Source organism: Corynebacterium sp. HMSC074C11 (genome assembly GCF_001809455.1).
GTDB lineage: Bacteria > Actinomycetota > Actinomycetes > Mycobacteriales > Mycobacteriaceae > Corynebacterium > Corynebacterium amycolatum.
This window is the reverse complement of the sequence record NZ_KV797721.1, coordinates 13,250-32,008: the sequence shown is the minus strand read 5'-3', so window position 1 is coordinate 32,008 and position 18,759 is coordinate 13,250. Positions and strand designations below refer to the sequence as shown.

General features: G+C 58.4%; 17 protein-coding genes and 1 tRNA gene. 13 read left to right on the top strand and 5 right to left on the bottom strand.

What is annotated here, in order from left to right; translation table 11 throughout:
• Positions 1–43: 43 nt before the first annotated feature.
• Entirely contained in the window at positions 44–1,204 is a 1,161-nt protein-coding gene (locus HMPREF2614_RS00925) for a cell envelope lipid trafficking protein PgfA (RefSeq protein WP_038626836.1), read from the bottom strand.
• Between the two features lie 256 nt (positions 1,205–1,460).
• Here HMPREF2614_RS00925 and HMPREF2614_RS00920 point away from each other — a divergent pair, with 256 nt between their 5' ends.
• Positions 1,461–2,657, top strand: a complete 1,197-nt coding sequence (locus HMPREF2614_RS00920; protein WP_224792279.1) for an acyltransferase family protein — start codon at positions 1,461–1,463, stop codon at positions 2,655–2,657.
• Between the two features lie 6 nt (positions 2,658–2,663).
• On the opposite strand, the gene HMPREF2614_RS00915 is transcribed toward HMPREF2614_RS00920, so the two are convergent.
• From HMPREF2614_RS00915 to HMPREF2614_RS00905, 3 genes are all read right to left on the bottom strand, one after another.
• Positions 2,664–6,275: an alpha-(1->3)-arabinofuranosyltransferase domain-containing protein gene (locus HMPREF2614_RS00915; RefSeq protein ID WP_070559803.1), complete on the bottom strand. Its 3,612-nt coding sequence runs from the start codon at positions 6,273–6,275 to the stop codon at positions 2,664–2,666.
• 29 nt (positions 6,276–6,304) lie between these two features.
• Complete coding sequence (locus HMPREF2614_RS00910) at positions 6,305–6,499, bottom strand: DUF2613 domain-containing protein (protein ID WP_005510537.1); 195 nt, start codon at positions 6,497–6,499, stop codon at positions 6,305–6,307.
• A 196-nt stretch (positions 6,500–6,695) separates the two neighbouring features.
• Complete coding sequence (locus tag HMPREF2614_RS00905; RefSeq protein ID WP_005510532.1) at positions 6,696–7,175, bottom strand: universal stress protein; 480 nt, start codon at positions 7,173–7,175, stop codon at positions 6,696–6,698.
• Between the two features lie 185 nt (positions 7,176–7,360).
• Here HMPREF2614_RS00905 and HMPREF2614_RS11220 point away from each other — a divergent pair, with 185 nt between their 5' ends.
• The 11 genes from HMPREF2614_RS11220 to HMPREF2614_RS00855 all read left to right on the top strand — a co-directional run bounded on the left by HMPREF2614_RS11220 (position 7,361) and on the right by HMPREF2614_RS00855 (position 17,822).
• The gene (locus HMPREF2614_RS11220) at positions 7,361–7,762 is read left to right on the top strand and encodes an MFS transporter (protein WP_246815653.1); all 402 of its coding nucleotides are present in this window, start codon (positions 7,361–7,363) and stop codon (positions 7,760–7,762) included.
• On the top strand, positions 7,698–8,693 hold the full coding sequence (locus tag HMPREF2614_RS00900; RefSeq protein ID WP_246815652.1) for an MFS transporter: 996 nt from the start codon (positions 7,698–7,700) through the stop codon (positions 8,691–8,693). The genes HMPREF2614_RS11220 and HMPREF2614_RS00900 overlap by 65 nt, the downstream gene beginning before the upstream one ends.
• A 56-nt stretch (positions 8,694–8,749) precedes the next feature.
• Positions 8,750–9,919, top strand: a complete 1,170-nt coding sequence (locus HMPREF2614_RS00895) for a sensor histidine kinase (protein ID WP_070559801.1) — start codon at positions 8,750–8,752, stop codon at positions 9,917–9,919.
• On the top strand, positions 9,916–10,563 hold the full coding sequence (locus HMPREF2614_RS00890; protein WP_070559799.1) for a response regulator transcription factor: 648 nt from the start codon (positions 9,916–9,918) through the stop codon (positions 10,561–10,563). The genes HMPREF2614_RS00895 and HMPREF2614_RS00890 overlap by 4 nt, the downstream gene beginning before the upstream one ends.
• A 71-nt stretch (positions 10,564–10,634) precedes the next feature.
• Positions 10,635–11,024, top strand: coding sequence for a recombinase family protein (locus tag HMPREF2614_RS11215; protein WP_070559797.1), 390 nt, complete (start codon positions 10,635–10,637; stop codon positions 11,022–11,024).
• A 15-nt stretch (positions 11,025–11,039) separates the two neighbouring features.
• A complete protein-coding gene (locus tag HMPREF2614_RS11205) occupies positions 11,040–11,507 on the top strand; it encodes a recombinase zinc ribbon domain-containing protein (protein ID WP_224433374.1) in 468 nt (155 codons plus the stop codon).
• Positions 11,508–11,591: 84 nt separating this feature from the next.
• Positions 11,592–13,379 (top strand): ABC transporter ATP-binding protein, encoded by a 1,788-nt coding sequence (locus tag HMPREF2614_RS00875; protein ID WP_070429427.1) that lies wholly within the window; start codon positions 11,592–11,594, stop codon positions 13,377–13,379.
• A complete protein-coding gene (locus tag HMPREF2614_RS00870; protein ID WP_070559795.1) occupies positions 13,376–15,124 on the top strand; it encodes an ABC transporter ATP-binding protein in 1,749 nt (582 codons plus the stop codon). Before HMPREF2614_RS00875 ends, HMPREF2614_RS00870 begins: the two co-directional genes overlap by 4 nt.
• Positions 15,125–15,158: 34 nt before the next feature.
• Complete coding sequence (locus HMPREF2614_RS00865) at positions 15,159–15,755, top strand: MptD family putative ECF transporter S component (protein WP_016421585.1); 597 nt, start codon at positions 15,159–15,161, stop codon at positions 15,753–15,755.
• Positions 15,748–16,434: an energy-coupling factor transporter transmembrane component T family protein gene (locus HMPREF2614_RS00860; protein ID WP_070429406.1), complete on the top strand. Its 687-nt coding sequence runs from the start codon at positions 15,748–15,750 to the stop codon at positions 16,432–16,434. Before HMPREF2614_RS00865 ends, HMPREF2614_RS00860 begins: the two co-directional genes overlap by 8 nt.
• On the top strand, positions 16,431–17,822 hold the full coding sequence (locus HMPREF2614_RS00855) for an ABC transporter ATP-binding protein (protein ID WP_016421583.1): 1,392 nt from the start codon (positions 16,431–16,433) through the stop codon (positions 17,820–17,822). Before HMPREF2614_RS00860 ends, HMPREF2614_RS00855 begins: the two co-directional genes overlap by 4 nt.
• A gap of 34 nt (positions 17,823–17,856) precedes the next feature.
• Here the strand turns inward: HMPREF2614_RS00855 and HMPREF2614_RS00850 are convergent.
• Positions 17,857–17,930: transfer RNA gene (locus tag HMPREF2614_RS00850), tRNA-Gly, on the bottom strand.
• Positions 17,931–18,136: 206 nt separating this feature from the next.
• Here HMPREF2614_RS00850 and dcd point away from each other — a divergent pair.
• Positions 18,137–18,718: a dCTP deaminase gene (gene dcd / locus HMPREF2614_RS00845; protein ID WP_042388964.1), complete on the top strand. Its 582-nt coding sequence runs from the start codon at positions 18,137–18,139 to the stop codon at positions 18,716–18,718.
• Positions 18,719–18,759: the final 41 nt, after the last annotated feature.

Genomic DNA, 18,759 nt, shown 5'->3' with positions numbered 1-18,759 from the left:
AGCGAGAGCCTGAGGCATCTTAAGGGCCTCGTGGCTTGGTCTCTTAGGCAGACTTGCTGCGAATGCGGAAGCCAATCACGATGAGAACCAGGCCGAGGATACCGAGGATCCACGGTGCGACAGTGCCACCGATAGTCAGCGACTTACGTGCTTCCTTAGCGCGGTCCATCTGACGGCCCTTGGAGCCTTCGTCCCACTGAGCGGTGTACTTCATCGCGGTACGGTTCTGCTCCTTGGCTTCCTTCTCACGGCCAGCCTTGGAAGCAATTTCTTCCGCTTCCTTGTCGTCCTTGGCGTAGAACATGAACATCTCTTCAGTACCGTTGACGATCACGCCAGAGGTTGGCTCGACGCGAACAGTACGGACGTTGGTGTAGTAACGATCCAACTCGACATCGTCGTCACCCTCCAGGCCCCACTTGTGAGCCGGGAAGCTCAGGCGCATGGAAGCCAGCGAGGACTTGTCAGCCTCGGTGAGCTTGCGGCCGTCGCGAGTGAAGTGCTCGGTCAGGGACTCGTAGAGGTTCTGCGGCGGAATGGTCATGGAGTACTTGTAGACCTTGACGCCATCCTGAGTTTCCTCACCGACGAAGTCGATCTCGAAGTTACGCATCGCCTGGACGTCATAGTACGGGTAGGACTTCTTCTGAGCACCAAACGGGAACTGGTACTGGATGCCCGGGCGGGTGAACGTCGGCGGCTTGGTGTCCGAACCACCCTGGGGTGCGTTAATAGCAACGCTGGAGATCGGGTCATCTACCGGGTACGCAGTACTGCGATCAACAGTGATGCGGTCGAGGGTCGCATTGATGAGGTTCTTCGGCTCTTTGCGGTCATCGCGCAGCAGGGTGGTACCGACCTGGAGAGTTGCGATCTTCTCGTCGGCCGGCTCCTCGATCTCAACGTGGCGCTTCGACTGCATCGGAGTCTTGTCGTTGATGAAGCAGTGGACCGGGAGGTCGCGCTTCTCTTCGTCCGTCTCTGCCTTGCAACGCGGGTCATTCTTGCGGTTTGGCGTTGGCTCATTCTTGCCCAGCTGGCTGGAGTCCAACAGGGTGCCGTCGCGCACCTCCGTGATGGTGTCGCTCACAGTGTCAAGTGGGATGACCCGGAGGCGAGGCACCAGGAAGGTTGGCAGAAGGACGGCAATGACAATCAATGCAGCACCGATGATAATCAGTGCATGTCCGAGAGTTCTCTTCATCAGCGGATAGTCCTTTAACTGTACGTAACTTTCTGCTGCAAAACCTAGCAGGAAGTTAGGAGTTATGTGGTGTGTTTTTAAAAAATAACTTGTCGGGAAAACAAAAGAGTTTTGGAAAAACAGGTCTGAACAGGATTTATTTCATAATAGAATACAAGTGATTTTACTCATTCCAGTATCCGTGTAAGAAAGTACTATGACGTCCAAGGCATTTGCGGCAGCTCCAAGCGCTAGGCAAGACACAGCGTCGAGCGCTATGCCGAACCCTACGCCGAGCGCTATGCCGAACTCTGCCACCACATTCCGCCCAGGCTTCCTGCCCTCGCTGGAGGGGCTGCGCGCTGTGGCTTCGATGGGCATCATCGGTACGCACGTCGCATTCCAGACCGGGCATGATGTGGGAGCCCTGTGGGAACGCGTCCTCGGCCGCTTCGACTTCTTCGTGGCTGTTTTCTTCGTGCTGTCCGGATTCCTGTTGTGGCGTTCTCACCGCTCGGGTTATGGCGGAATCCCCCGTCGTAAAGCATTGGCCGATGCCGACGGCGGACGGAAGAAGAGCTGGGCGAAGTATTACAAGAAGCGCGTCGCGCGCATTATGCCTGCGTACTGGGTGCTGGTGCTTATTGTGCTCATTGCACTGCCGGTGGGGCGTGGCGCGGATCTCAAGATTTGGCTGACAAACCTGACGCTGACACAGGTGTATTTCTCCGGCTCTCTGCACGGTGGGTTGACGCACCTGTGGTCATTGTCGGTGGAGGTCGCGTTCTACATCGCGCTGCCGCTGTTTGCCATCGGGCTTAGCCGGTTGGACCCACATCGCCAGCAGGGGCGCCGCATAGTGGCAATTTCCCTGCTCGCAATCTTGAGCTTCGGTTGGCCCTACCTACCGCTGCCGTACCCGGAAGGCGTTAACCCGCATATTCAGCCGATCGCATACTTTTCCTGGTTCGCAGCTGGCATGATTCTCGCCGAGCTGGAATCGCTCCAGGGTGTCGATACCGATGCTGCCCGCGCGAGGGTGGGAACCATGCAGCGCTGGGCGCGCCGCCGTTCGCTGTGGCTGGCTATCGCCGTGGGCGCGCTGGTGCTGGCTTCCTACCTGGGGCCCGAAGGACTAGTCGAGCTAACCAACTGGGAATTCACTCGCCGCCTGCTGTGTGGGCTGGTCTTCGGTGCCGCCATCATCGGCCCCTGGACGATGGCGCCGGAATCGCGCTTCCTCGAACACCCCATTATGCAGGCGCTGGGGCGCTGGTCTTACGGCATCTTCCTCTGGCACGTGGCGATGCTCTCCATCGCATTCCCGCTGCTTGGTGTGAAGCTATTTACCGGCCATCTGCTCAGTGTCACCATTGTTACGGTCGCACTGTCGATTCCCGTGGCCGCCGCCTCCTACGCGCTCGTCGAGGAACCTGCCCGCCGCTTCTTCGCACGCGTCTGGGTCAACCGCTAACGGCTCTTAATCAGCGGCGTTGTCGGTGTTGTCGACGTCGCTGTCGGTGTCGTCATCAGCACCGCCATCGGAAAGCATCGAGCAGCACGCCACGATCGTCAGCGCCGCCGTCACCAGTAACTGAAGCGGCCAGTCGGCACCGGCGTAGTCATCCTTCGGCCACGGGTTCGCCGCCAGCACCAAGCCCGCAATCGACATCGTCGCAGCAAGTGTCACAATAAGGGCGTTTCGCACGTTCAGCCATGGCTTGACGACGTCCCCACGCTTCCGTGCCCAGAAAACCGCACCAAGGGTAGCGGCAACCACCACGAGGGCAACGACCACGCCAGGCCAGCTGGATACCAGTGTCACTGTCGCGGCAGCCGCAATGCCAATAGCCGCCCGCGGCAGGTCATTGCTCAGCGAAGACGCGGGAATCGGGGTGGTGAGAGCGAAGCGTCGCCAAGCGAAAGCCAGCCCCACAGTGACCAGTGCGTACACGGTTGCGAGTGCGCCGCCTGCCAGGATGCCAGTACGCCAGGTCTGCTGCGGTGGGTAGGTCAGCTCGACCGCACCACCAATACCGGCCGGAATCGTCCAACCCTGCTGCCAACCAGAGACCGTTACCGGCTTCATGGCGGCGCCTCCGACACGGAGCTCATGGCCAGCATTGACAGAGATTGGCAACCACACGATGCGATCGTGGTCGGCAGCGTCAATGGGATTGTTCAGATCGATTGGCGTCACTTTCTGCTGCTCAGCTGACGGCGCGAAGTAGTCAGTCGAGGTGAGCGACACCCAATCGGACTTGGCATCGATGCGCCATGGCCCCGGTGAGAGCTCAATCTCTTCACCACAGGTCAGCTCGCGGTGATCAGAGCCGTCACCGCGCTGGAGGCTGGCCCACGGGGCTCCGATGCTGCTGCGGCAGGTATCAGCATCGATCTTTACCTTTACCGGCTTCGGAACGGTGAACAGGCGCACCAGCGTGCCCTCATGAATCTCCTGGCCGAAGACCCAACGCTGAGCCAGCGAAGAGGAATTCGGCACCACCGGGACACGAACCGGCGTGAGGTCCTCCGCTATATCCTCGGTGGAAAGTTCCGCCTCTTCATCGGAATCGGGACTGCTGGATTCGAATGCGTCGAAGCCAGTGTCTCGCTGTGGAATCACCAGGCCTAGCTCGGAGATAGCGAAGCCTACAGGAGCAATCTTTGCTGTGATGAGCACAGATGTGGTCTTGCCGCCGGGCAGCGGAATACGAGTCGTCTCACCCGGGACCAACTGTACGGAGCTGGAAGCCGTGTCGGTCTGGATGCGCAGTTGCACCGGAACGCGAGCACCGGTCAGGCTGAGCACTGCGTTATCGGTCGGTTCCTTCCACGACAGTTTGACCCACTCAGCCTGGCTCTTGCCCGCCAAGGGTTCCCACCAGGTGGAGGTGTCGCCGTCGAGCATTGCGTTGACCGAGTGGTCAGCCGATGCACCACCGACGTTGTATGGCTCAGAGGCCGACGACGAAACCTCAATTGTGGCGCGACCCGTTGCTGTCTGCGTCAGTGGCAGTCCCACGACGGGGTAGTCCGGAACGAGGTTGCGAACATATGAGTCCTCGTCTTCGGCCAGGATTGCTGACTCCGCACCGACGACTTCACCATAGTTGCGGCCGCGGCGGGCGGGCGTGTCGGTGACAGTGCCGGCATCCTTGCCAGACAGGATGCGCACCGGAGCATCGGAATCGACTTCGTCAAGCCGCGGGAGCACTTCGGGGCCGCCGGCGACCAGCGGTATCTGGGTAGTGTCTACCAACCGCGGTGAAAGTGCGTGATTGCGCAGCTCCTTCGGGCCCGCACCCCAAATCTGGATAGCGGTATGGCCGTCCTCGTCCGCGAACTCCGCCACCTTTTCCATGGTCGGGGAGTCCTGCAGCGTGGAAGTGATGGCGCGCAGTGAATCGCCCCTCGAGGTAACTCTCAAGTCGTGGCGGACCAGCACGTAGCCGATACCGTTGTTGCGCAGGGTGGCATCCAGTGCCGGTACCTCACGGCCCCGAGTCAGTGAATTGCGCAGACCATCGAGGCCGCGAATCGCCTCTGGAGGCACTAGTGGCACGGTATCGCGGACGGCCCAGGGCACGTCGGCGAGCGGCTGGAGCGGTTCGTCGCGAGTATTGCCCCATGTCTGATCAGCAAACGGCGATGACGGCACCACCAGCGTGCGGGTGTCCTTGCCCTGCTCATTCAGCCAGTCGGCCGCTTCGTGCCAGTAGCCCGGAACCTCGGAAAAACCACCTGTCGGAGCGAGGCGTGCGCTCCACGCAGGGGCGGTGGCACTGGCGATAACCACCAGAACCAGCATCGATGCGATAGCGCGCGGGTGCTTCTCCGGGTGTAGCCACTGCTGCCAGCCAGTGGTCGCTGAATCGCTCGCCGTCTCGTTCGTGTGCTCGTTCGCCGGCTCTCGCCACGGCCATGGCAGCTGGGCTGTCGCATGAGCGAAGCCGATAACAAGTGGCAGACGCACAATAGTGTCGAATTTGTGCAGGTTGCGCACTGCTGCGAGCGTGGAATCGAGCACCTCTCGAGCCGATTCCCACGCCAGCCCGAACGGCTCCGTCCAGGCCGCCATGATAACAAGCCCGATGAGCAGCATCATCAGCCACATTCGACGCAGCGGAAGTGAGCGCATGACCAAGCCAAGTAGGCCAATCGCCGCTACAGCCAGGGTGGCGTAAATGAGAATGGGCTCCGCGACCAGCGCATTTCCGCCGACTCGCTCGAAAGAGACAAACGGAGTCCACGAAGTGGAACCGCGGAGCGTCTCGCCGAGACTCAACCAACGAGTGGTCACACCGGAGGACTCAATGTAGTCCGTAAACGGTGGTGAGTACTTGCCCAGCAGGAGCAGCGGCACAATCCACCACATGCTGACCGCTGCACACGCAGCCAGCCAACCGCCGAGCATCGCCCACGCACGCCCGCGACGAGGCCCCGTAAAAGCGAAGAAGAGCAGCATCAGACCTGCGGGGATGCAAGCCGCCGCTGTACTGACCGCATTGACCGCGCCAGTGCACAGTACCGCTAGGCCGGACAGCAATACGGCACGGGCAGTCGCACGCCAGGGCAGTTCCTCGCGCCGGGCTGCGACCCGCAGGAGCGGAAGCAGAATCCACGGTGCCAGTGCGACCGGCCAGGTCTCGGACGAAATCGCGCCCAACGTCGTAATCACACGCGGCGACAACGCGTACAACAATGCCGCCAATACGCGAGAGGTATGCGTGCCGACGTTTATAGCTTCGGCCACGCGATATGCGCCGGTAAAAGCCACGCAGAGAGTAAGGCTCCACCACAGCGCCTGAATCAGCCAGCCGGGCGCTAGGACATCGGGCAGCAAACTAAACAGCGCGAAGAATGCGCCCTGTGGAAAGAGATAGCCATATGCCTGGTTTTGGAGCTGTCCCAGCGGCATGGTGTCTGACCACATGTTGAGCGAGGCGGACAAAAACCCGATGGGGTCTTCTGTCAGGTCGTGCTTTGTGTCAGCGACAGTCTTGCCGGGGGACTGGATGAATGCCAGCAGGCACAGCAAAGCCCACCAAGGTACAAGCACGCGCTTACGCGCTCGAACAAAGGTGGGCATAGCTTTAAAGGAGGGTTAGCGTTAAAAACTTAACGCTGACCGTACTCGACACCGCCAAGCAGAGCGTCATCGGTGGAAACAGCCTGTGCTTCCGGAATTCGGTCTTCGGTCAGAGCCTGGCCGATGCCGAAGATAGCGGCACCACCGAGAAGGGCGCCAATGAGCGCCGAGGCCAGGGCAGGGCCAACGCTACGACGCTGCTCGGAATCAGTTTCGTATGCCATGTTGAGGACTCCTCGTGTGCATTAAGTCAATACTGTTTATAAAACTACACTCTGTGACTTCTGTAAACCAGTGGAACAGCTGGGATTCTCTCCCCGCCTTGAATTTTGAGCGGTTTCAGCGGTCATTGAGTTTTCTTAGTTGAGAGATTAACCCATTTTCTATCAGCTAAGTAAGTTTTTAAAAATTTTCTGGAAATTATTCCTTTTCCCCCGGAACGACGAGGACCGGGCGGCCAGCATTCTTCAGCAACGCGTCAGAGGTCGAGGCGGTGAACAGACCACGCAAACCAGTAACACCGCGAGTGCCGGAGATAATCACGCCCGCATCGAGGTCGTGAGCTGCATCGACGATGGCCGACCAGATAGTAGTTTCAGTCTCTACCAAGTAGGGCTCCGCGACGAAGCCAGCCTCAGCGGCAATCTGTACACCCTCACGACAAATACGGACGGCCTCGTCGTGAGCCGGATCGCCGTCTTCAGTCGTGGCATCCCAGTCGGGCTGCATCATGCCAGAGGCGCCAGCAGTGCGAGCTGCAGCGCGCTGCAGGGGTTCCCAGGCAGTCAGAATGTAGGCCTTCTTAACGCGCAGCAGTTTTCCGGCATAGGCCAGCGCCCGCTTGGCTTCGTCGGAGCCGTCGTAGGCAATGAGCATGGAATCAGAAATCGGTTCAACCATTTTTGAGTTCAATCCTTACGTCAGAGATAGCCGAAAGACTGTCAATAGATAAAGAAAAAGAGATGTCGTTGTAGTCCAGGATAGGACAACAGCGACATTCAGCACGCTAGTTTTTAAGCTTCCTCGAACCAGCCGGCTTGGGTCGGCTAGAGAGTCATTAGCAGGAAGCGGTAACGTCCATTGTTATGGCGATAGAAGAAAAACCAGGGCAACCACAACCAAAGGCCGCTGGGTCCTCGAAGAATGCCATCGCGCTCAGCGTTCCCGTTCTCGTTATCGCCGTAATCGTCGCGGCGCTGAATTTGCGCCCGAGTATTGCGTCAATCGGTCCGGTGATTGATCAGCTCCTATCCGACCTTGGCGCTTCCTCCGCCTTTGGTGGTTTGATTACAGCGATTCCGGGGCTCGCATTTTTCGCGATTGGGTTGTCCGCGGTTTCCGTCGGCAAGCGAATGGGCTTAAGCGGTGCACTCACACTGTCTGCGACGTTGCTATTCGTCGGCCTTGCGGTGCGCCCCGTGGGTGAGCAGCATCTGGCTATTCCTTCTGTTTACGGCGTTGTCGGTTGCGGGTATTGCGCTGGGTAATGTACTGCTACCTGCGTGGATCAAGGTGCATGGCGGCCGTCATGCCGTCGTGCTGATGATGTTGTACTCCAGCATGCTCGCCCTCGGGGGCGGACTGGGGCCGGCGACGGCGTTTTTGATTAGCGATTCACCCGAAGCGTCCACAGGCGGCGTCGATATGTGGCGCTGGGCGATTGCCGTATGGGCGATAACCGCCTTTGTTCAGCTCGTTGTGTGGTTGCCGCTGCGTGCGCGCATCGGATTCGACTATCCGAAGGCCTCGGTCAGCTCCTCGGTAAACACGCCAATCTGGAAGTCGCCGACAGCCATTGCGCTGGCAGTTTTCTTCGGCGTGCAGTCGATGAACGCCTACGTGCTCATGGGCTGGATGCCGAAAATGCTTATCGACGCAGGCATCAGCGTCAGCGTAGCTACCGCGGCATCCATGATTGTTCAAGGGCTGGGCATCATCGGCGGGCTGCTGATGCCACCGCTGATTGCACGGCTCCGCACCATGTCCTACGTAGCCTTTGGTCTCGGCTGCCTTTTCTTCCTCGGGTATGCGTTGATGATTCTGATCGACCAGTGGGGAGCGGCGGAAACTGGTGTTGGATACGCGATTGGGGTTGCGTTCCTGCTGGGCGTGGGTGGTTTTTGTTTCCCCATGGCTATCGCGCTGATTCCGGGCCGCACGCGCAGCCATGAGCTGACCGCGCGGCTGTCCGGCTTCGTGCAGCCAATCGGCTACATTTTCTCCGCAGTCGGGCCATTCCTGGTGGGTGTGGCCGCTGGAACGACGGAAACGTGGACACCTATTCTGGTCGTGCTGCTTGGTACTACGGTCGTGCTTGCAGTGCTTGGGCTGGCTGTCGGTCGGCCAACGTACATTGATGACGAACTAGCCGACCGAGGTATCGGTGAAAAGAAGCCGGGACGTATTCAGCTCGACTGAATTTAGGGGAGTTAGCTCCACTGTATTTGAACCCGGGCCAACTTAGCTTTGAACCTATGACAAAGAAAAAGAATTTAATCGCGCTGGCCTGGAGTTTTATTCTCGGCCTGCTGTTCATTCCGGGTTTGATTGCCTCTGTTGTGCTTCTGCCGTGGATTCCGCTCATCGGCCGAGGTGCCGACTGGCTCTCTCGCTGGGTGGCATCGTGGTCCGGCACCCCGATTGCCAACCGCGTGACCAATCGTTGGTTCGACATCCGCAACTTCGTCAACCTGCTCGTCCAACTGGTCATTGGGTTCGTCACCTTTACAGCGTGGGTCGGCGGTGGTTTTACTGTCGGAGTGCTCTTCGCTGCACCTTTCCTGGTTGATGAAGTGCAGTTTTTCAGCTGGATTCTGACGGACCCAACACAGAAAATCTCTGTTGCCTGGGTTTTCGCAATCCTCTTTTTGGTGCTGACCATCGCCATCAACCTCGGTGCCGGCCTGCTGTCCATTTGGCTCTCCCGCGTCATCCTCGCACCATCCAGCGAAGAAGTTACCCAATCCCGCGACGTGCTCATTGACTCCTTCTCAGGCGAGCGCCATCGCATTGAGCGCGAGCTTCACGACGGTCCGCAGCAACACCTGACCGCCTTGAAACTCAACATTGCCGCTGCTCGCATGGGTAAGACTGAAGAAGATGTAGCCGAGGCGCTCTCCGCCGCCGACCGTAATGCAACGCAGGCTCTTGCACAGCTGCGCTCCGTGGTGCTTGGCATTGCCCCGCCGGTACTGTTTGAAAACGGACTGGTCGCTGCCGTGAGGGAGCTGGCAGCGCACTCCGGAATGCAGGTATCCGTTGGTGAAAATGGTGTTTCCGACTTCGGCCCGATTGACGAAACCACAGCGTTACTCGCTTACCACAGCGCAGCGGAGGGGCTGACCAACGCCACCAAGCATGGCCATGCCAATCGAGCTGATATCACTCTCGCGGTTCAGACTCCGAAGAGGGCGCTCGTGTCTCATCCGGGTACGCTTACGGTCACTGTGCGCGACAACGGTGAAGGTCTGATGGAACCATCGGGGGCGGACGCTGTAGACGTCGTAAAGCATGGCACGGGAACCGGCATTGCGGGCCTGCGCGAACGGGCGGCAGCGCTCGGCGGAACCGTGACGCTCACCAACGCCGACGGTGGTGCTGAATTGCGGCTGGAACTGCCTGTTCGCCAAGGAAGGACGCGATGAAAGTACTGCTGGCCGAGGACTCCGTACTCCTGCGCGAGGGGCTGACCGGCCTGCTGCGGGCGCTGGGATACGAGGTTGTCGCCGTCGGTGATGCGGATCAGCTGCTCGACACTGCCGAAGGGCAGACGTTCGATGTCATCGTCAGCGATGTCCGGATGCCACCGAACATGCGTGACGACGGATTGCTCGCTGTCACCAAACTTCGCCAGAGCAACCCTGACCAGCCGGTTGTCGTGCTCAGCCAATACGTGGCGGCCAGTTACTTAGATCGCCTGCTGCAGCATGGTGGCTTTGGGTACTTGTTGAAAGAACGCGTCTCTGATGTCGAGCACTTCGTTGCGGCGCTGGAAGAGGTACGCGGTGGCGGTACCGTGGTCGACCCTGAAGTGGTTGCGACGCTACTGGCCGCAAAGCAGGACGGCATCGCCGCGCTGACTCCACGTGAGCGCGAAGTGCTCGACCTAATGGCGCAGGGGCTCAGTAATAAGGAAATAGAAAAACGCCTGGTACTAACCGCAGGCGCTGTGAGTAAGCATGTGGCGAATGTGTTCTTGAAGCTCGGCTTTCAGCCGGAAGATAACAACCGTCGTGTCAAAGCAGTGCTGCGGTGGCTGAGATATACCGCGCCGTCGCCATCCTCGTAAACCGCGACCACGTAAAAGCCCCACGCCAACTCCTCCGAAACGGGAGTCGGCGTGGGGATTATGGGTAATTGGTGCTACTCGGACATAAGAAAGGCGAGGGTGGAAGCCTCGTCATCGACGAGACGCAGGCTCCGACCGTGCGGTTGATCTACCAGCTGTTCCTTGATGGGATAGCGATCAGTGAGATTAAAACCGAGCTCGCTGCCCGCAAGATTCTCACCCCGCGCGGGAAAGAAGTGTGGTCAACCTCGACAGTGTACTCCATCCTGTCCAACGAAAAATACAAGGACGACGCCCTGCTGCAAAAGACGTTCACCACCGATTTCCTTACTAAGAAGATGAAGGTCAACGAAGGCGAAGTACCCCAATACTATGTATCAGGTAATCATGAGCCGATTACCGAACCGCGTATCTGGGATCAGATGCAATACGAACTCGCCACCAGGCATGGCAACATATAGTCAGCGAAAGTCGGGTTGTTCTCCACCCGGCTGGAATGTGCTCGGTGTGGGGCGTGGTATGGGCGTAAAACGTGGGCGTCGAACACGAAATGCAAAGACGCAGTTTGGCAATGCAACCATAAATACACAGACGAACATCCCTGCAGCAGCGCGACGGTGAAAGACGAGCAGATCGAAGCGCTGATTGCGGAAAACCAGCGGTGTGCGCTCGACCAGGACGCCTGCCAATCCGCGTACGCCGAACTCGATACTACCTACCGTAAGACGCTCGCACGTAGAACAAGCCTGGAAAAAGATATCGCAGCGAACACCGCCAAGCACGCCGCCATCACCACAACCCTGAATGATCTGACAGGGGAACCTGTGAGCGAGTTTCACCCCGCACAATGGAGCGCACTTATCGACCACGCCATTGTCACCGAGGACGCGATCCGGTTCGTGTTCCGCACCGGTGAACAGGTGAGGATTGCCCTGAAAGGGTGATGTTCGTATCAGTTGACGTGCACAGTAGACACACCTCCCAGAAATATAGTAAGGTTAGGCATGCCTAAGAAGGATGGTGCTTACGTGAACGAAAGTGCAACGGATCAGGTTGTTGAAGGCGAGTATGGGTCGGCGAAGGAAAAATCAGTCGCTGGCCAGAACGCGATCCGTCAGCTATCGCAGCCGGTGAAAGGCAAACTGTTTATCGCGCAGGCCTTAACGTTCGCCTCTGGGGTGTTGGCTATCGCACCCTATGTGGCTTTGGTGGAGCTGGGAGCTGCGCTGATGCAAGACCGGGTGGACCCGGCGCGGGTGAACTGGATCGTGATGCTCCTTGTTTCTGCTTACATGGCGCGGTTGACTTTGTATTTTGTTGCGTTGGGCGTGACGCATTTTATTGACCTGTCGTTGCGTAATCAGATGCGTCGGCAAATTGCCGCCCGAATGTCGACTGCTCCGCTGTCGTGGTTTACCCGCGAGGGCGAAGGGAAGATCCGCAAGACCATTCAGGATGATACGGCCACGGTGCACACAGTGATCGCACACGGGCCGATCGAGAAACTGAACGCAATCGTCTCCCCGCTCGCCTTGTTGGCCTATGCGTTCGTGGTGGATTGGCGGCTCGCTCTGCTGTCGATTGCAACGATTCCGGTTTATGTGGGCATGTATGGCATGTCGATGCGAGGGATGAATGAGAAGACCGCGGAAATGGACACCAAGCTCGCTCAGGTTTCGGCAACGATGGCCGAGTTCGTTGCCGGTATCTCAGTGGTGAAAGCGTTCGGCAAGGTCGGCCAAGCACATAAAGCCTATTTAGATGCAGCTAACGAGTTTTCTAAGTTCTACCGGGCGTGGTGTATGCCGCTGGTGTCGATGTCGGTCGCCTCATTTTCGTGGGTGTCGATCCCGGTGCTGTTGATCGTGAACCTTGGCGGTGGCGCGTTGATGATGAACGCCGGTTGGGTGAGCATCTACGAGGTGATAACGACGACGTTGATCGCCTTGGTGCTGCCGGGAGCGTTGATGGCAGTCGCAACCATCGCCTGGTCTTATCAGCTCGCAGGTTCAGCGGCAGTACGGCTGGTGAATGTCATGGAGCTACCGGCGTTGAGTCAGCCCGATGCGCCACAGACACCACACGGTCATGATATCGAGATTCGGGGTGTGTCGTATGCCTATGACGACACCCAGGCATTAGACGAGGTGAGCCTGAGCATTCCGGCAGGCACGGTGACCGCGCTGGTTGGCCCGTCGGGTGCGGGGAAGTCGACGTTGGCGAGTTTAATTGCCCGCTTCGATGACCCGGACGCTGGCACGATCACCATCGGCGGGGTTGATCTAAAGAGCATTTCCCAGGATGTGTTGTATTCGACGGTCGCATTCGTCCTGCAAGATGCACAGCTTATTCGCGACACCATCCACAACAACATTGCCCTGGGCGCGCGAGACGCAACCTTGGAGCAGGTGCGGCAGGCAGCGAGAGCAGCGCAGATCGACGAGTTCATCATGAGCCTGCCCGATGGTTACGACACTGTGTTGGGGGAGGACACCCACGTTTCGGGCGGGCAGGCAGCCCGTATCGCGATCGCCCGGGCGCTCATGGTTGATGCCCCAGTGTTGGTGCTGGACGAGGCGACGGCGATGGCGGACCCGGAATCGGAATCGAAAATCCAACAAGCTCTCTCGACTCTTGCCAAAGGCAGAACCGTGATTGTGATCGCCCACCGACTGGCCTCGATCAGAGGGGCAGACCAAATTGTCGTCATGGAACGCGGGGGCATTGCTGTGGTCGGTAAACACGACGAGCTGTTGGGTAATGCGCACTATCAGGCACTTCTTGCCCAAGGTGCATGCGAGGAGATGAAACGATGAATCAACTATTGCTGCCACGCTTTAAGCGTTTGATGGAACCCACCTCGTGGCGAGACCTCTCGGTCGGTCAAGCGTGGGGTGCGGTCTCAGGACTGTGTCACGGCTTTGCCCTGCTCGCGCTACTCCCTGCAGCAAGCGCCTTGGCGACCGGAATGCCGGTGTGGGGGCTGTCGTTTTGGGGCTGGCTCATCGCCTTGGCGGTGTTCGCGGTGCTGGGCGTGGGCACGGAGTTTTATGGCATGCGCACCGGCTATATCGGCGCGCTTGGATTCATTCACGACGTCCACCAGGCAGTAGGTAACAAAGTAGCCCGCCTACCACTGGGAGTGTTCGATTCGGGTAGCTCTGGCCGACTGTCGCGCATGGTCACCAAGGAAATGATGGACTTGGGCGAGTCGGCGGCACATTTCATTTTCTCCCTCGTCCAAAAACTCTCAGCCGTGCTCGTAGTCACTGTGGGAACCTGGTTCTGGGATTGGCGGCTGGGACTGACCTTGACGATCGCGTTCCCGATCATGCTTGCCTTCCTCCATATCTCCCGTGTGCTTCTCGATAAGGGCAAGAAGGTTTCCGAACCAGCCGAGTCAGAGTTGGCGGCTCGCATGGTCGAATTCGCCACCTGCCAAGGTGCATTGCGTTCCTGTCACGTCGCCGACGACTACCCGGCCCTTGATCAGGCTTTCGACCAGGCTGACCGCAAGGGCCGCAAAGCATTGTGGTTCGAAACACTAGCGAACCTGATTAATGGGATGTTCGTCCAAGCGCTCATTGTGGTGATGATCTGGCTCACCGCCCAACTCACCCTCGGCGAGCAGATGAATGCGCTGAACGCCTTGGTGACGATCGGCATGTGCCTGCGGTTCACCACCATGCTCCAAGACATTGGCGGAAATATATCTGGGCTGGAAGAACGCCGCCAGCAGATGAACCACGTCGACAAGGTCATGGACGCTCCCGAACTGTCCGAACCTGTCACCTCCACACCGGTGAGCGCTCCTGGTGATGTTCGCTTCGATGATGTGACCTTCGGCTACGATCCGGACACCCCGGTTCTCCGTGATTTTTCCTTCCATGTCCCGCAAGGCGGCATGTGTGCCCTGGTTGGTCCATCTGGGTGCGGGAAGACGACGATCGCCCGGTTGGTTGCACGTTTCTGGGATGTGCAGTCCGGCAGCGTGCGCGTTGGCGGGGTTGATGTGCGTGAGCAGACCACCGAAGATTTGATGCGCCAGATATCCCTGGTCTTCCAAGACGTCTACTTATTCAATGACACGCTTGAGGCCAACATTCGCCTTGGCAACCCAGAAGCTACCGATGAAGAAATCAGGTGGGCCGCTGACCTGTCGGGCGTGACGGAAATCGTCAACCGCCTCCCAGATGGCTGGAATTCATTGGCGGGCGCTGGCGGGCGTGCACTGTCAGGTGGGGAACGCCAACGAGTGTCCATCGCTCGCGCCTTGGTGAAGAAGGCCCCGATCGTGCTGTTCGATGAGGCCACCAGCGCATTGGACGCGGAAAATGAAGCCAACATTGTTGCGGCGATGAACGAGCTACGCAAGCACTCCACGCTGATCGTGATCGCCCACAAACTGGAAACCATTCGCCAAGCTGACCAAATTATTGTGCTCTCCCACGGTGGGCGTATCGCCCAGCGCGGGCCTCACGACGAGCTGGTCAACCAGCCGGGTCAATACCGCGATTTCTGGCAAGAGCGCATCAACGCAGGCGGATGGCAACTCGTCTAAACACAGCGCATATCAGCACATAAAAGGAAAAACTATGTCCACACGCACATCCTCGCGCCTCAACACGCGCGACTTCATCAACATCGGCGTCTTCACTGCCTTGATGTTCGTCATCGTGTTTGCATTCGGAATGCTCGGGTTCATCCCCGTCGCCATGTATGCCGGCTTCTTGCTTTCTATCCTCGTTAACGGCATCGTCTTTGCGCTGTTCACAGCACGCACTCCGAAGATGGGGGCATTGACCATCATGCTGATCCTCATCGAAATCCTCTTCTTCGTGACCGGCCACTGGGTGGGCGGCATCGCGATCGCCGCTGTATTCGGCCTGCTCGCCGACCTAGTCATCACCAAGGGGCCGAAGAGCGTGAAGGTTCGCGTTCCGCTGGCATACGCACTGTTTATTCTGCCGATCTACGTGTCACCGTGGATGCCGCTATTTATGAACCAAGAGGCATATATGTCGCAGATCGCCGAACAAATGGGCGCCGAGTATGCCGCGAAGATGGCCCAGGTTGTCACTATCCCGATTCTGTTGGGCTTCTTCGTCGTGATGCTCATCGTTGGCTGGCTTGCTGGTCTGTTGGGAACCAGGGTCGCGCGCAAACACTTTGAACGGGCCGGTCTTGTCTAAACTTCCCGACCCGCGCACGATTATCGTAGCGCTCGTCATCGTCTCCACCACGATCTACAGTTCCTACTCGCCGTGGTTCGTGTGTGCTCTGGGCGGATTCGCTGCCGTGATGCTGGCGAGCGCCTCGATCAACCCCAACACGCTCGTGCGCCCGAGCTGGGTGGCCGTCTACCTGGCCACGTTTGCGGTCCTCGGTGGGCTCGTTTATGTGATACCCCTGGTCTGGAAATCAACAGCCAGCGCATTCCTCGTGCTGTTTCTGCAGTGGATGTGGCGATTCAGCGTCAGCGCAGGCATGGGCGCATACGCGATCGGTGTAATCCGACCTGCCACCTTGCAAAAAGCACTAGCCAGCTCACGAATCCCGACTTGTTTGACGATCCCTATCTCAGTCGCGTTACGGGTGCTGCCCGTGATCGGCCACGAGGTTAAAGCGATCTCAGATGCGATGAAGCTTCGCGGGATGTCCGCGCTTTCCCTGCGCGCGGCCCAGTACTTCACGATCCCGCTGCTATCGACCGTGGTGCGAAGCGGGGACGAACTGGCATCTGCTGCCCTTGTACGCGGACTGGGCGGAACCGCAAAGCCTACCTCAGTCACGGTCGTGAAATTCCGGGTGGTCGACGCGGTCATTCTGCTCATCGTTATCGGCTTCGCGATATGGAGAATCACCCTATGACAACAGCCCAAGCCACCGGCGTCACCTTCACCTATCGGGGAGCAGACCACCCCTCAATCACAGACGCAACCATCACCATCACACCTGGAACCGTCACCTTGCTGTGCGGCGCGTCTGGGTCAGGGAAAACTACCGCGCTACGGCTGTTTAACGGGCTGATCCCGCACTTCCACGACGGCGACCTTACCGGAAGCGTCACAGTCGACGACATTGACGTGGCACGAGTAGATCTATCAGAGCTTGCCCACCACTGTTCGACAGTGTTTCAAAACCCGCGCACCCAGTTCTACACCACTCACGTGCGCCAAGAACTCGCCTTCGGCCCAGAAAATCTCGGCCGCGACCCGCAGGAGATTAGTGCCCGCATTGACGAGGTTGCCGCCGAGTTAGGTATCGCCGACCAGTTGGAATCCCGCGTCACACAACTGTCGGGTGGGCAGATGCAACGCGTGGCCTGCGCCGTCGCCATGTGCAACAACACGTCGCTGATCGTCTTTGACGAGCCGACCGCGAACTTGTCCGCTGACGTTATCGACCAACTCGCCACGCTCATCGCCCGGCTCAAAAAAGACGGGCACACCATCATCATCGCTGAACACCGGCTGAGTTTCCTCGCCGGGATTGTCGACCGCGTCTACTGCTTCGACAAAGGCAATATCGCCCTCACCGCAACCGGCGAAGAGTTCTACGCTACCTCGGATGAGGAGCGCAAACAGCTTGGACTGCGATCCCTTGTGCCCGTGCCCATGCCGCAGCTACCGCAACCGGCAGGAGATGGGCTCACGATCGACAACCTCACCTTCGCCTACCGCCACGGAAACACAGTCCTCAACATCGACCATGTGCTCTTCCCGGAAGGGAAAATCACTGCACTGTTGGGCCCGTGCGGGTCGGGCAAATCAACACTGGCACGGATCGTCTGCGGACTTGAAAAGGCCAAGCATACATCCATCACACTCAATGGACAGAAATTCACCAGCCGTGACTCCTACCTTGTGATGCAAGACCCTACCCGACAGTTGTTCTCGGACACAGTCATTGACGAAGTCACGCTCGGCACGACCAAAGCCGAAAAGCAACGCATCGATGCCCACGCGATCCTTGAAGAACTCGACCTTGCCGACCACGAGGCTGATCATCCCCAAGCACTCTCTGGCGGGCAACGCCAACGCCTGGTTATTGCTACAGCGCTTGCTGCGAACAAGAAAGTTTACATCTTCGACGAGCCCACGTCCGGTGTTGGCTACAAGCACCTTGTCGCGATTTCCCGGGTAATGCGTAAACTCGCTGACACTGGTGCCGTCGTCATTGTCATCACCCACGACGCTGAACTCGTTACCGAGGTCGCCGACCATAGCGTCCGCCTCGACCAAATCAACGCCTGCTAACGCAAACGCCTACTTATCATTTTCGACGTCATAGTGGAGCCGATGACGGGAATCGAACCCGCGCCGCCTGCTTGGGAAGCAGGAGTTCTACCATTGAACTACATCGGCACACAGTAGGCGGAATGATTAAAAGCACGCCACGAGATTGGCACAGTAGATGTGACATGCAGGCAATCAGTCGCCCTCTGTAACTTCAATGTAGCACTCTCGATTCGCGTCGAAAAAATTGGTTGGCAGCCGTTCCACTGAATTTAGTGGGGTTTATCCTGCAACCGACACACGCTGTGCATTACAGAGCGGTTAAGCTGGTCTATGTGTTGCTCTCAGATCGTGATATTCGTGCCGCTATCGATGCCGAAGGCTCCGACCATCTCGGCATTGATCCTTTCGACCCGAAGATGATTCAGCCTTCGTCTATCGACGTGCGCCTGGATAAGTTCTTCCGAGTCTTCAACAACTCCCAATACACGCACATCGATCCGAAGCTGCCACAGGAAGAGCTGACATCCCCACACGAGGTTCCAGAAGGGCAGCCCTTCATTCTTCACCCGGGCGAGTTCGTCCTGGCATCGACCTTGGAGTACTTCACCATTCCGCCGAATTTGGCAGGCCGTCTGGAGGGTAAGTCCTCGCTGGGGCGTCTGGGCTTGGCAACGCACTCGACAGCCGGCTTTATTGACCCAGGATTTTCTGGCCACATCACGCTGGAGCTGTCCAACGTCGCAAACTTGCCCATTGCACTGTGGCCGAACATGAAGGTCGGCCAGCTGGCGTTGTTCAAGATGTCCTCGCCGGCGGAGGTGCCTTACGGTTCCGGCAAGCTCGGTTCGAAGTACCAGGGGCAGCGCGGTCCGACGCCGTCGCGTGCGTACCTCAACTTCCGTGATGAGGAATAAGACTTCGGGACCTCGGGACATAAATGAATTGCGAATAGCCC

What these genes read in the sequence shown, in the direction of transcription:
- HMPREF2614_RS00925 (WP_038626836.1), bottom strand. Translation starts at nt 1,204, where the DNA reads ATGAAGAGAACTCTCGGACATGCACTGATTATCATCGGTGCTGCATTG.
- HMPREF2614_RS00920 (WP_224792279.1), top strand. Translation starts at nt 1,461, where the DNA reads ATGCCGAACCCTACGCCGAGCGCTATGCCGAACTCTGCCACCACATTC.
- HMPREF2614_RS00915 (WP_070559803.1), bottom strand. Translation starts at nt 6,275, where the DNA reads ATGCCCACCTTTGTTCGAGCGCGTAAGCGCGTGCTTGTACCTTGGTGG.
- HMPREF2614_RS00910 (WP_005510537.1), bottom strand. Translation starts at nt 6,499, where the DNA reads ATGGCATACGAAACTGATTCCGAGCAGCGTCGTAGCGTTGGCCCTGCC.
- HMPREF2614_RS00905 (WP_005510532.1), bottom strand. Translation starts at nt 7,175, where the DNA reads ATGGTTGAACCGATTTCTGATTCCATGCTCATTGCCTACGACGGCTCC.
- HMPREF2614_RS11220 (WP_246815653.1), top strand. Translation starts at nt 7,361, where the DNA reads ATGGCGATAGAAGAAAAACCAGGGCAACCACAACCAAAGGCCGCTGGG.
- HMPREF2614_RS00895 (WP_070559801.1), top strand. Translation starts at nt 8,750, where the DNA reads ATGACAAAGAAAAAGAATTTAATCGCGCTGGCCTGGAGTTTTATTCTC.
- HMPREF2614_RS00890 (WP_070559799.1), top strand. Translation starts at nt 9,916, where the DNA reads ATGAAAGTACTGCTGGCCGAGGACTCCGTACTCCTGCGCGAGGGGCTG.
- HMPREF2614_RS00870 (WP_070559795.1), top strand. Translation starts at nt 13,376, where the DNA reads ATGAATCAACTATTGCTGCCACGCTTTAAGCGTTTGATGGAACCCACC.
- HMPREF2614_RS00865 (WP_016421585.1), top strand. Translation starts at nt 15,159, where the DNA reads ATGTCCACACGCACATCCTCGCGCCTCAACACGCGCGACTTCATCAAC.
- HMPREF2614_RS00855 (WP_016421583.1), top strand. Translation starts at nt 16,431, where the DNA reads ATGACAACAGCCCAAGCCACCGGCGTCACCTTCACCTATCGGGGAGCA.